The sequence below is a fragment of the Mycobacterium sp. SMC-17 genome (genome assembly GCF_045310915.1).
Lineage (GTDB): Bacteria > Actinomycetota > Actinomycetes > Mycobacteriales > Mycobacteriaceae > Mycobacterium.
This window is the reverse complement of the sequence record NZ_JBJIAK010000058.1, coordinates 23,697-35,223: the sequence shown is the minus strand read 5'-3', so window position 1 is coordinate 35,223 and position 11,527 is coordinate 23,697. Positions and strand designations below refer to the sequence as shown.

At 67.5% G+C, this 11,527-nt stretch carries 12 protein-coding genes; 6 read left to right on the top strand and 6 right to left on the bottom strand.

Features of this window, described 5'->3' with window-relative positions; genetic code table 11:
- The first annotated feature begins 309 nt into the window (after positions 1-309).
- Entirely contained in the window at positions 310-1,035 is a 726-nt protein-coding gene (locus ACJH7A_RS26295; protein WP_406774844.1) for a cutinase family protein, read from the top strand.
- Here ACJH7A_RS26295 and ACJH7A_RS26290 read toward each other — a convergent pair whose 3' ends face one another.
- From ACJH7A_RS26290 to ACJH7A_RS26275, 4 genes are all read right to left on the bottom strand, one after another.
- On the bottom strand, positions 1,036-1,419 hold the full coding sequence (locus ACJH7A_RS26290) for a hemerythrin domain-containing protein (protein ID WP_406774845.1): 384 nt from the start codon (positions 1,417-1,419) through the stop codon (positions 1,036-1,038).
- 87 nt (positions 1,420-1,506) lie between these two features.
- Entirely contained in the window at positions 1,507-2,769 is a 1,263-nt protein-coding gene (locus ACJH7A_RS26285; RefSeq protein WP_212814308.1) for an osmoprotectant NAGGN system M42 family peptidase, read from the bottom strand.
- A gap of 11 nt (positions 2,770-2,780) precedes the next feature.
- A complete protein-coding gene (ngg, locus tag ACJH7A_RS26280; RefSeq protein WP_212814305.1) occupies positions 2,781-4,502 on the bottom strand; it encodes an N-acetylglutaminylglutamine synthetase in 1,722 nt (573 codons plus the stop codon).
- On the bottom strand, positions 4,499-6,301 hold the full coding sequence (locus tag ACJH7A_RS26275) for an N-acetylglutaminylglutamine amidotransferase (protein ID WP_212814303.1): 1,803 nt from the start codon (positions 6,299-6,301) through the stop codon (positions 4,499-4,501). The genes ngg and ACJH7A_RS26275 overlap by 4 nt, the downstream gene beginning before the upstream one ends.
- Positions 6,302-6,840: 539 nt before the next feature.
- On the opposite strand from ACJH7A_RS26275, the gene ACJH7A_RS26270 reads away from it, so the two are divergent.
- Positions 6,841-7,503 carry a DUF1361 domain-containing protein gene (locus tag ACJH7A_RS26270; RefSeq protein ID WP_212814301.1) on the top strand — a complete coding sequence of 221 codons (663 nt, stop codon included), beginning with the start codon at positions 6,841-6,843 and terminating at the stop codon, positions 7,501-7,503.
- On the opposite strand, the gene ACJH7A_RS26265 is transcribed toward ACJH7A_RS26270, so the two are convergent.
- Positions 7,481-8,143 carry a response regulator transcription factor gene (locus ACJH7A_RS26265; protein ID WP_212814299.1) on the bottom strand — a complete coding sequence of 221 codons (663 nt, stop codon included), beginning with the start codon at positions 8,141-8,143 and terminating at the stop codon, positions 7,481-7,483. The genes ACJH7A_RS26270 and ACJH7A_RS26265 overlap by 23 nt on opposite strands.
- A 280-nt stretch (positions 8,144-8,423) precedes the next feature.
- Here ACJH7A_RS26265 and ACJH7A_RS26260 point away from each other — a divergent pair, with 280 nt between their 5' ends.
- From ACJH7A_RS26260 to ACJH7A_RS26245, 4 genes are all read left to right on the top strand, one after another.
- Positions 8,424-8,657 (top strand): hypothetical protein, encoded by a 234-nt coding sequence (locus ACJH7A_RS26260; RefSeq protein WP_212814297.1) that lies wholly within the window; start codon positions 8,424-8,426, stop codon positions 8,655-8,657.
- Positions 8,658-8,700: 43 nt separating this feature from the next.
- Complete coding sequence (locus tag ACJH7A_RS26255; RefSeq protein WP_212814295.1) at positions 8,701-8,892, top strand: hypothetical protein; 192 nt, start codon at positions 8,701-8,703, stop codon at positions 8,890-8,892.
- Between the two features lie 83 nt (positions 8,893-8,975).
- Positions 8,976-10,520 carry a histidine kinase gene (locus tag ACJH7A_RS26250; protein ID WP_212814293.1) on the top strand — a complete coding sequence of 515 codons (1,545 nt, stop codon included), beginning with the start codon at positions 8,976-8,978 and terminating at the stop codon, positions 10,518-10,520.
- Positions 10,521-10,562: 42 nt separating this feature from the next.
- Entirely contained in the window at positions 10,563-10,928 is a 366-nt protein-coding gene (locus ACJH7A_RS26245; RefSeq protein WP_212814291.1) for a response regulator, read from the top strand.
- A gap of 147 nt (positions 10,929-11,075) precedes the next feature.
- On the opposite strand, the gene ACJH7A_RS26240 is transcribed toward ACJH7A_RS26245, so the two are convergent.
- Positions 11,076-11,213 (bottom strand): hypothetical protein, encoded by a 138-nt coding sequence (locus tag ACJH7A_RS26240; protein WP_212814289.1) that lies wholly within the window; start codon positions 11,211-11,213, stop codon positions 11,076-11,078.
- Positions 11,214-11,527 lie beyond the last annotated feature (314 nt).

Sequence of the window (11,527 nt, the reverse complement as noted above, 5' to 3'; positions counted from 1 at the left end):
GCACCGACACGGCCTGAACATCTCCGCCCACCTCAGCCCCGTCCCCGAATTCCCACCACCCCAGGGGACTTAGCCTGCGACTCGACGGCCGCCAGTATTGCTGCGACCATTGCGCGCAGGCCGGCGAACACTCGGCCCGGCCGGCGGCGAACACCGACCGCTGGCAATTCGGATAGCGGTCTCCCGGCCCAGCCCGGACGAGTGACGCCACTGATGGTTTAGACCGACGGTTCCCGGGGTAAACGGGCCGTATTCGTCGACCGCAATGGAGCGATCCGACCGGTGAGCCGAAGATCGGTGGGTTCAGTCATGAAGACCATCACGTGTTGTATCGCCGCGGCGGTGCCGCTGACCTCCCTGTTGCTGGCCGTACCGGCCGGGAGCGTTCCAGCGCCTGCGCAACCCTGCCCCGATATTCAAGTGATTTTCGCGCGGGGCACGATGGAACCACCGGGCGTGGGCAAGGCCGGTCAGGCCTTCGTCGACGCACTGACCGCACGGGCTGCGGGCCGGACCGTCGATGTGGCCCCCGTGGACTACCCGGCGTCGCTCGATTTCGCGACCGCCGCGGACGGGGTCGTCGACGCGACGAACAGGGTCCAGAGCACAGCATCAGTCTGTCCCACCACGAAGATCGTGCTGGGCGGGTATTCCCAGGGCGCGGCGGTGGCCGCGTACATCACCGAGGACGCCGTCCCCGCCGGCGTCACCCTGCCGATGGGCATCACGGGACCGATGCCGGCATTCGTGGCAGACCATGTTGCCGCGGTCGTGCTGTTCGGCAAGCCCTCGTCCGGCTTCCTGCAGATGGTCTACACCGGTGCGCCCCCGATCACGGTCGGCTCACGTTATGTGTCGAAGACCCTCGACCTGTGCATCGCCGATGACCCGGTGTGCTCGACGGCCGGCGGCGACAATGCCGCCCATGTGGCGTACTCCGACAACGGAATGGCCGACCAGGCAGCACAATTCGTCATGAACAAGCTCGGCCGCTCCCCTGCACAACCCCGCGTCGAGCAGGCCGCGCCGCGCTGATCAGCGGCCGGTCAGCAGCGGAAACTCCTCGGCTTCGACGCGCTGCGTGTGGTCTTCTGTGGCCTGTTGTAAGTCGGTAAGGGCGCTCTCGAATTCTGCCGAGGCCGGGTCCAGCCGGGCCATGCGGTCCAGCCGCTGCTTGGTGTCGTCCGTCTCGCCGCGCAACGACTCGACCACCAGCCCGCGCCGCACCCTCGGGTGAACCAGTAGTTCCTCGCTCACTTCCTGCGCGGTGAGCGCCGCGCGCAGCTCCGCGAAGTGCCGCCGGCGCGCAGCGGTGTCGGCCGCGTGCAACGTCTTGCTGAACAGTTCGCGTGCCATGAGGTGCCGGGCCTTGACGTAGTCGATGACGGCATCGGTGGCAGTCGTCGATGCAGGTGTCATGAAAATCCCCTCCAAGGTCGTTCCGGCCGGTGTTCCAGCTTCTGCTACCCAATTCGCGGCGAAGTAAACCCACCAATTGCGCCTGAATCAATGCTGCGAGACGTCGGCGCTGCCCTCCTCGGGTGGCCAGTGGTGCCCCTGTGACGCCGCGCCCGGGTCGTGGAAGTCGCCGCGTGACAACGGCACCCACTGCTCGCTCGCTGCGGCCTGCTCGGCGGGGAAATCTTCCAGATCGCCGAACGGCTGCGCGTCCCACATCGCGAACGTCAGCGGTGTCCGGAGCCAGCTGTACAGCAGCAGATAGGTCGCTTCGAGCGAATCGAGGTGCGTGCGCTCCCAGCCGTGACTGCCGTCGAGCCCGAATCCGACGAGCGCGGCGCGCGTGGCCGCGCCGGCCTCGATCGCCGCCGCCACGTCCGACCGGTAATACCGAAAGATGTCGCGGGCGTAGGTGATTCCCTTTTCCTGCGCCAGCTTGCACAGCTTGCGGGTCAGGTAATAGTCGAACGGCCCGTGCATGTCGGCCATCGGGATGGTGACGCCGTGCTCCAGGGACTGCTGGCCGGGCGCGCACACGGCGTTGTCGACCGACACCAGCTCCGCGACATCGGGCGGCAGGCCGTGACTGGCGCCGTGGCCGACCTCCTCGGTGATCGTCACCATGAGCGTGGTCCGGTGTGGCAGCACGATGTTCCCCTCGGCGACGACCTTGGCCAGCGTCAATGCGATGGCCACACCGGCCTTGCCGTCGAGGTGGCGGGAAACGACGAAGCCGTCCTCCGTCAGCTCGGGGCTGGCGACCAGCGCGACGAAATCGCCGACGTTGAGGCCTAGCTTCTCGAGATCCGCGCGCGATGACACGCTGCGGTCGACGCGGACCTCGACGTCGTCCCAGCTGGTCGGCTGCGTATCGATCTCGTCGCCGAACGCGTGACCACTCGCCTTGAGCGGCATCACGGTTCCGGTGAAGAACTGGTCGTTGTCGTCGGGCAGGATGCGGACCCGGGCGCCGGTCGCGAACCGCGCCGAGAAGGTGCCGACGGGCACGAGCGCCAGCCGGCCGTTGTCCTTGAGTTCGCGGACCATGCAGCCGATGGTGTCGGCGTGCACCACGATGGCGCGGTCGGTGGTCTGCGACCGCCCCGGCAGTTCGGCGATGAGTGCACCGCGCCGGGTCAGCGTGAATGGCACGCCGAGTTTCGTCAGGGTCTGGCCGATCAGTTGCATCACGGCATCGGTGCGACCCGAGGGGCTCGGCGTCTGCAGCAGCGCCAGCAGGGTGTCGACCATCCAGCCCCGGTCGTCCGGCGACATCCGTACGTTCTCGGCATCGTCGGGCTCAGCCATCATCTCTCCAAATGTCAGTGTTGCTCGATCGGGTCGGGATGCCAGGCCCACGGCGTCGCTGCGGTTCGCGGGAACAGCAGATCGATGAACGCCTGTGCGGTCGGCCGCGGCTCGTGATTGGCGAGGCCGGGCCGCTCGTTGGCTTCGATGAAGACGTACTCCTCGCCGCTCACCGACGGCACGATCAGATCGATCCCGGTCACCGGAATCTCGATCGCAGCGGCCGCGTCGACCGCCACTTTCGCCAGCATGGGGTTGAGTTCGTCGGTGACGTCGTGAATGGTCCCACCGGTGTGCAGGTTCGCGGTGTGCCGCACGATGAGGCGTTCGTTGGCGGGCAGCACATCGTCCAGCTGCCAGCCCGCCTTGTGCACGGTGTCATCGGTGACGCTGTCCAGCGGGATCACCGACTCCCCGTGCGTGGCCACCGACCGGCGCCGGCTCTGCGCTTCGATCAGCTGGCGGATGGTGTGGGTGCCGGTGCCGATCACCTCGGGTGGCCGGCGGAGGGCGGCGGCGATCACCTTGCCGTCGATGACGATGATGCGCAAATCCTCACCCTCACAACGCTCTTCGATGAGAACATCGGGGCAGTGCTGCACGGCGAGCCCGATGGCCCGGTTGAGTTCGTCGGGTGTGGTGACCCCGACGGTGATGCCCGCGCCCTGTTCTCCGCGGGCGGGCTTGACGACAGCGCTGCCCACCTTCTCCAGGAAGCGGCAGTCCTCGTCGGTGAATGTCGCAGTGCAGCCTTCCGGTATGCGGATGCCGGCCTCGGCGACGACGGATCGGGCGATGCGTTTGTCGTCACACCGGCTCATCGCCACTGCGCTGGTCAGCTCGGACAGCGATTCGCGGGTGACGATGCTGGTCCCGCCATGGGTCAGCCGGAGGTAACCTGCCTGCGCGTCGAGCACGTCCACCGCGATGCCCCGCAGGATCGCCTCGTCGGCGATGATGCGCGCATACGGATTCAGCTGGGCCAGTTCCTCTTCCGGCTTCACCGGGGCGAACAGCGCTTCGTTGATGGCGTTCTTGCGTTTGATCCCGAGCACAGCGGGGACACGGGCGAAGCCGATGCGCTCATACAGCGCGATGGCACCGTCGTTGTCGTGCAGCACCGAGAGATCCATCTGTGCCCGTCCCCGCCGGACGAACTCCTCGATCAACGAGCGCACCAGCAGGCCGCCGGTGCCGGGCCGGGTCACGGCCGGATCCACCGCGAGGCACCACAGGCTGGAGCCGTTCTCCGGATCTCCGAACAGCTGGCGGTGGTCGATGCCGGTGACCGTGCCGACGACTTGTCCGGTCGCGTCGTCGACGGCGACCAGGTACACCACCTGCGGTGCGGTCTGGCTGTTGGTCCACATGAGGTCACTGTCGGCCGGCACCATGTGGCACCGCACGTAGATGTGGTTGATCGCCACGCAGTCCTCGAGCGAATTCACCTGGCGCACGGTCAGTCCCGGCACGTCGGGCGGCCGGTACTGCATGGGCTTCGTCAGGTCGAGGCGGTAGGTGAAACTGGGGTCGATGAAGAATTCGTGGGAGTGCAGTGCCACGAAGACATGCGGCGCGTCGAGGTACATCCCGATGTCACGGCGCCCGCTGCCCTCTTCCCGCAGCGCGGTGCCGAACGCGTCGGGGTCGTGGAACGTCTGACCGAAAACCAGCCGCCCCCAACCCATGTCCTGTATGACGCCCTCGGCCCTGTCGGTGGTTTCCGTTGTCGTCATCTGCCCGCTCCGTCGACGTGGGTGGCTAGCCAGAGTTCCAGCAATCCGATCTGCCACAACGGGTTCCCCCGCAACGGGGTGAGATTGCCGTTGGGATCGTCGAGCATCCCGGCGACCGCGTCGGGAGCGAACAGACCACGGTCACGCGCGGCCTGACTGTGCAGCGCGTCGCGGACCAGGTCGAGGTAGGGGCCTGCGAGATGCTTGAGCGCGGGCACGGGGAAATAGCCCTTGGGCCGGTCGATGACGTCGGCCGGGATGACCTTGCGCGCAGCGTCTTTCAGGACGCCTTTACCGTCCTGGGCGGTCTTGAGTTCCGGCGGGCACGTCGCCGCGAGCTCGACCAGCTCGTGGTCGAGGAAGGGCACGCGGCCCTCCAGCCCCCACGCCATGGTCATGTTGTCGACGCGTTTGACCGGGTCGTCGACGAGCATGACGGTGGTATCGAGGCGCAATGCCCGATCGGTCGCGGTGGCCGCGCCGGGATGACTGAAGTTCTGCAGCGCGAAAGCGCCCGCGGAATCGTGCTCGAGCCGCCATTGCGGTTGCAGCAGGCGGTTGACCGCGTCGTGACTGCGGTCGAAGAACGCCGCGCGGTAGTGCCGCAGCGCGTCGGCCGGATCGTTGTCGACGGCCCGCGCCATCGGCGGGTACCAGTGATAGCCGGCGAAGATCTCGTCGGCGCCCTGTCCGGACTGCACGACCTTCACATGCTGGCTGACCTCCTGCGACAGCAGGTAGAACGCCACGCAGTCGTGGCTCATCATGGGCTCGCTCATGGCTTCGATGGCACCGGAGAGCGCAGGCAGCATGCGCGCGGAGTCGATACGGATCTGGTGGTGGTCGGTGTCGAACTGGCGGGCGATGATGTCGGAGTACTTGAACTCGTCGCCCTCCTCGCCACCGGCGGATTCGAATCCGATGGAGAAGGTGGCCAGGCCGTGCTGGCCGGCTTCGGCGAGCAGACCGACGATCAAGCTGGAGTCCAGGCCACCGGACAGCAGGCAGCCCACCGGCACATCCGCGACCAGGCGGCGCTCGACCGCGGTGCGCAGTGCCGCCAGCACCGCGTCCCGCCAGTCGTTCTCGGTCCAGTCGGCCCGTTCGAGCGACCGCTCGAAAACCGGTTCCCAGTACGTCGTTTCCGTGCGCTTGCCGTCCCGTTCGATGCGCATGACGGTGCCCGGCGGCAGCTTCTGCACACCACGCAGGATGGTGCGCGGGGCGGGCACGACCGAGTGAAAGCTCAGATAGTGTTGCAGCGCAACAGGATCGAGTTCGGTATCGACACCGCCGGCAGCCACCAGCGCCGGCAGTGACGACGCGAAACGCAGCGCTCCCCCGTCGGCTTCACACCAGTACAAGGGCTTGACGCCGAGGCGGTCACGCGCCAACAGCACCCGGCCCGACTCGATCTCCGCGACCGCGAAGGCGAACATCCCGTACAGGTGCTCGACGACGCGTTCACCCCACTCCTGGTACCCCTTCAGCACCACCTCGGTGTCGCTGTGCGAGAAGAAGCGGTATCCCTTGCTCGAAAGTTCCTGGCGTAGTTGGGGATAGTTGTAGATGCACCCATTGAAGACGACGGTGAGGCCGAGCTCCGGATCGTGCATGGGCTGGTGTCCGTGACTGGACAGATCGATGATGGCCAGACGCCGGTGACCCAACGCCACCCCGTCCCGCACCCATAGTCCGCTACTGTCCGGGCCCCGCGGTGCCATGCGGTCGGTCATGGCAGCAACCGCCGCCAGATCAGCACCACGGCCCCAGGCGATTTCGCCGGCAATGCCGCACATGGTGGAAGTCAGCTCCCTTGGTGGACGTCTCCGGCTCCACCGTACCCGATGTGCACCGTCGACGTGCGGATGATTCAAATTTGTTCTGTTGCAATATGTTTGCTCGCGGAGCTCTCAGCGATCCGATTTACGGCCACGAAAGTGCCCGTGCCGCTGACCGCGCTCCCGCAGCGTCATCTGGCGTTTCCTGTTGATTTCCAATCGATTTCGTGATGCAGGGTCCGGTTAGCCGGCTACCGCCTTGCGCGGTAGCCGACTAACCTCGTCAAAATGTCTGTGCCACTACCCCGTTGGACAGCGGGATACGCGCGCGGACCACGCAATTGCGTCCGCTGCCGTCGGCGCCTCTGTACCGATCGCCGCCACGCGTCGAATCGACCGTATTGAGTTGTCGCTCGCGTCCGTCAAGGACTGCTCCCCTCCATGGCTCCGCTCGATCAGCTCAGGGCAGGCGCTGCCCTCGGCTTCACATACCCGGGCACGGGCCGGCCGAAACCTCCGAGCCGCAAATTGGGGAAAATCGCAGGCACACTGGTCAGGTGATCGATTTCCGCGGGTACCTGCTGGTCGCCGCCCTGCTCGCCACGACCGCCCTGACACTGGTCCTCGGGATCACCGATCCCGAGGCGCCGCTGTCCTACCCGACCCGGTTCCTGGTGTGGAACATGTTCCTGGCCTGGATCCCGGTACTGTTCGCGGCCGCGTTTGCCGCGGTGACGCGGCGCCGCTGGCTGCTTCCGCTGGGGCTGGGCTGGCTCGCGTTCCTGCCGAACGCGCCGTACCTGGTCACCGACCTGGTCCACCTGGGTGAACGGGACGAGCTGTGGCGCCACGTCCTGCAGTACGGGTTCGCGGCGTGGACCGGCATCCTGCTGGGCACCGTGTCCCTGTTACTGGTGCACAAGCGGATCGATCGCGAGTTCGGACCTGTCTGGGGCTGGCTGACCGTGGTGACGTCCGTGGGTCTCTGTGCGATCGGCGTCGTGATCGGCCGGTTCCAGCGCTGGAACTCCTGGGACCTGGTCACCCGGCCCCACGCGGTCGTGGCGGCCACGTTCGAGTGGGTGCGCTCGCCGCTGTCGTACGTGCAGTCCACCGGGGTCGGGCTGGCGGTCGCCGCGTTCTTCGGGTTGGCCTACGTGACCATCTGGGCACTGGGCGGCGTGTCCCGCCCGCGGGTCAGCGCGAGTCCAGGAAGGTGATGACCGCCAGCACCCGGCGGTGATCTTCACCGGTGTCGGGCAGGTTCAGCTTGCTGAGAATGCTCCGCACGTGCTTCTCGACGGTGCCTTCGGTCACCCAGAGCTGATGCGCGATGCCGGCGTTCGACCGGCCCTCCGCCATCAGGGCCAGCACCTCGTGTTCGCGTTCGGTCAACACCGCCAGCGGGTCTTCCCGGCGCTGCGCCGCGAACAGTTCCTGCACGAGGGCGGGGTCGACCACCGATGCGCCGCCCGTGATGCGGTGCAGCGTCTCGAGGAAGTCGGTCACATCGATGACGCGGCTCTTGAGCAGGTAGCCGATACGCTGGCCGCCGCTGAGCAGTTCCATCGCATGCTCGACGTCGACGTGTGCCGACAACACGAGGATCGCGACATTCGGTAACTCGCCGCGGATCACCTTGGCCGCGTCCAAGCCCTCGGTCGTGTGCGTCGGCGGCATGCGGATATCGGTCACCACCAGGTCGGGGACGGTGTCCCGGACCAAGGCGAGCAGCTCGTCGCTGTCACCGGCCTGCCCGACGACGGTGAAACCCGCGCCGCTGAGCAGGCTCGCCACCCCTTCGCGAAGCAGCACGTCGTCGTCGGCGACGACGACGCGTGTCCCCTCCCGTGCGCCCACTGCGTCCACGTATGTCCTGTTCGTCTCGATCCTGGCCGCCGTGCCGTCAGACGCCGGACGTGCCGCTCATTGCGTTCATCTTGCCTGGCCCCGGTCCCGAGTCGCTCGCGGTCCGGTGAATCGGCCCCGGACCCGCTGACCGGGGGCAGGCATTGCAGCTAGCCCTACCCCCTATTTGGGCGCTGGCATCGACGACACCGGCGACGCCGCGGAGCAATCTGGATACCAGCCGGACACGGCCAACCGAAGAATTCAGAACACCGAAAGCTGGTAGAGGACAATGCATATCACCCGCACCCGGATCATCCCGCTGGCCGCGACCGCCGCAGCGGCCCTGGCCATCGTCGCCGCACCGACCGCGGCGGCCGCGACGCTGCCCACCGGATCCACCGTCACCCAGAGCAGCGGCAACGCCCAGATCGTGGCGACTCCGGGCCCCGCGGCCCAGGAAGCCGGCCAGCTGCAAGAGCCGTTCGGTGGCGACTACGGCTTCCTGCTGTTCCACAACCACTGACCCGATCCCGACCCCTACCGTCCGACCGAAAGCGAGCCCGATCATGAAGAACTCTCTGAAGCGCGCCACCGTGTGGTTGGCCATCGCCGCGGTCGGCGGGGCCCTCGTGGTGGCACCCGTCGCTGCCGCGGACACCGACCCGACCGTCCCCTCCGGCACCGACACCTACAGCCAGTACGTGAACGGCGAACACAACACGAACGCGCCGGCAGGCCACGTCGATCAGTCGTTCTGACGCTTCCGCCAACTCGCCGTCTGCGCCGTCCTGACCGCGGTTAGGGTCGTGACGAGATCAGGCGACCAGACGGGAGGCGGCGGATGAATCCGGCACGATGGAATCCGGCTGTCTCCACCCCGCCGTGGTACATCGGCCTGCTGGTCGCCGCGGGGCTGATCGCTGCCGAGGTAGGGGTGGTGCAGCTGTTGCGCGATCCGCCGCCGCACAGCACGTACGCCATCGTCTTCATGTTCGGCGTGCTGGTCATGAGCGCGGGCTGGGGCCTGGGCCTGTCACTGCTCACCACCGTCGCCAGCACGTTCGCCTATCTGTGGGTGCATCTGGACGGCGGCCCGCTCTTGCCCCTCAAGCCCATCGACGTTCTCACCGTGTCGGTGTTCCTGCCCATCGCCGGGATCGCGAATGTTCTTGGCTGGCAACTGCGTAACCGCGCCCGCGACGCCTACCAGAGCTGGCAGGTCGCCACCGAGGCCACCGAGCGCGTGCGCGAACTCGCCGACCAGCAGGGGGCGCTGCGGCGGGTCGCGACGCAGATCGCCGAAGGCAGATCACCGTCCGACGTCCTATCGGGCGTTGCCGACGAAGTCGCCGCGGTACTGCACGTCCGCAACGCCGGGCTTGTCCGATTCGAGCCGGGCGGCACCGCGACTCTTGTTGCGGCACACGATGAGCCCGGACTCACGGCCGTCTCCGTCGGTACCACGTTGCACCTCGACGGCGACGGCGTCATCGCCGAGGTCCGCTCGACCGGTCGCCCGGCGCGCATGGACACCCACAACGACGCCGGCGGTTCGACGCTTCGCGACCTTGGCCTGCGCGCGTGCGTCGGCGTACCCGTCACCGTCGACGGACAGCTCTGGGGCGCAATGGTTGTCGGCACATCCGGTGCGGATGCACTGCCCGCCGACACCGAGGACTGTCTGAAGGACTTCGCCGAACTCATCGGCACGGCCATCGCGAACGCGCATGCGCGTGCCGAACTCGTCGCGTCCCGCGCCCGCATCGTCACCGCTGCCGACAACGCCCGGCGCGGCATCGAACGCGACCTGCACGACGGCGCCCAGCAGCGCCTGGTCACGCTGGCCCTGCAGGTGCGCACCCTCGAGATGGCCATCCCGCCGGATCCCGCCGAACTGCGGTCCCGCCTCGCCGGCATCGGCGACGGCCTGCGTACCGCGAGCGACGAGCTGCGCGAGCTCGCGCACGGGGTCCATCCCGCGATCCTGTCGCGCGGCGGGCTGCGTCCGGCACTGCGCGATCTTGGCCGGCGCGCACCGCTGCCCGTGGAGGTCAACGTCGATGTCCCGGCGCGGCTGCCCCAGGCCGTCGAGATCGCCGCGTACTACACCGTCGCCGAAGCCCTCACCAACGCCGCAAAGCACGCGCAGGCATCCGTGGTCACCGTGAACGTCCACACCGACGCGACATCGCTGCGCATCTCGGTCGCCGATGACGGGGTCGGTGGTGCGAACCTCGACGCCGGCAGCGGTCTGGTCGGCCTCGAGGACCGGGTGGCCGCACTCGGCGGCAAGCTCCACCTGTCCAGCACCGTGGGCGCCGGCACCACCCTGGTGGCGGAGATGCCGCTGAAAGAGGCCACCGCCGTCGGCACAGATGGCAGCTAGCAGGAATGCCCCGACTGCATCACCCGCGCGACAATGAAGTACATGACGAACGGACGATCTCTGCGATGCGTCATCGTCGATGACAACGCCGACTACCTGGCCGCGGCGACAGCACTGCTGCAGCAGGGCGGCATCGACGTGGTCGGTACGGCGCGGTCACTCTCGGACGGAATGCACACCGTCGAACGGCTGCGGCCGGACATCGCGCTGGTGGACGTGAACCTGGGCGAGGAGAGCGGATTCGACCTTGTCGCCCAACTGAATTCCCATGCGGACACCGCCACCGTCATGGCCATCCTGACTTCCACCTTCACCGAACTGCCCGTCGCCGAGCTGACGGACTCGCCCCCGAGGTTTCTGCCGAAACTCGATCTGTCGGGCGACGCGATCCGCGCCCTCATCGCCTGACGGCCCGAGCCGCACCGGGCCGCGCCACACAGCCGAAACGGCCCGGCTCCCCACCAATGTCACCCCTCGATACCGCCTTCTCATCGAAAACCCTTGGAAGGCAGAAACACTGGTCTGGTGGAGCCGGGCCGGTGGCCGAACGCGCGATCAGAGAGGCTGATCCAGCGCGCCGGCAGACTGGTCGGCCTCGTCGCGGTCTGCGCCGGCGACAGGTGCCAGCGTTAACGCTCCGATGGCGGCGACAGCGGCCAGCCACGGGGCGAAGTGCTTGACGGCGATCTTCATGGTCGGCACGTCCTTTCAGGTCGGTGGCCGGTATTCCGGCGTGCTTCCATCGTCGGTTCTGACCTGCACGTTTGTCGCTCCCGCAGGCACCCGTTGTGCCCTTGCAGCTAGCGGGTACACGAAGACGATCCCTGACGTCGCCCACGAGGGCCGCGCGCCCATCGCGGTTGAAGCCAGGTACGCGCTGAGGCCGTCTGAAGTCCCTGAGTTCAGTAACCGACGGCAGATTGTCACCGTGATCGACGTCAGGGACGTCGTGCCTCTTCAACGGTCAGTACCAGCGGCCGAGCACCTGCCGCCGACGGGCACTCGCC

Coding starts and splice junctions, on each gene's coding strand:
- ACJH7A_RS26295 (WP_406774844.1), top strand. CDS start 310: ATGAAGACCATCACGTGTTGTATCGCCGCGGCGGTGCCGCTGACCTCC.
- ACJH7A_RS26290 (WP_406774845.1), bottom strand. CDS start 1,419: ATGACACCTGCATCGACGACTGCCACCGATGCCGTCATCGACTACGTC.
- ACJH7A_RS26285 (WP_212814308.1), bottom strand. CDS start 2,769: ATGATGGCTGAGCCCGACGATGCCGAGAACGTACGGATGTCGCCGGAC.
- ngg (WP_212814305.1), bottom strand. CDS start 4,502: ATGACGACAACGGAAACCACCGACAGGGCCGAGGGCGTCATACAGGAC.
- ACJH7A_RS26275 (WP_212814303.1), bottom strand. CDS start 6,301: ATGTGCGGCATTGCCGGCGAAATCGCCTGGGGCCGTGGTGCTGATCTG.
- ACJH7A_RS26260 (WP_212814297.1), top strand. CDS start 8,424: ATGCATATCACCCGCACCCGGATCATCCCGCTGGCCGCGACCGCCGCA.
- ACJH7A_RS26255 (WP_212814295.1), top strand. CDS start 8,701: ATGAAGAACTCTCTGAAGCGCGCCACCGTGTGGTTGGCCATCGCCGCG.
- ACJH7A_RS26250 (WP_212814293.1), top strand. CDS start 8,976: ATGAATCCGGCACGATGGAATCCGGCTGTCTCCACCCCGCCGTGGTAC.
- ACJH7A_RS26245 (WP_212814291.1), top strand. CDS start 10,563: ATGACGAACGGACGATCTCTGCGATGCGTCATCGTCGATGACAACGCC.
- ACJH7A_RS26240 (WP_212814289.1), bottom strand. CDS start 11,213: ATGAAGATCGCCGTCAAGCACTTCGCCCCGTGGCTGGCCGCTGTCGCC.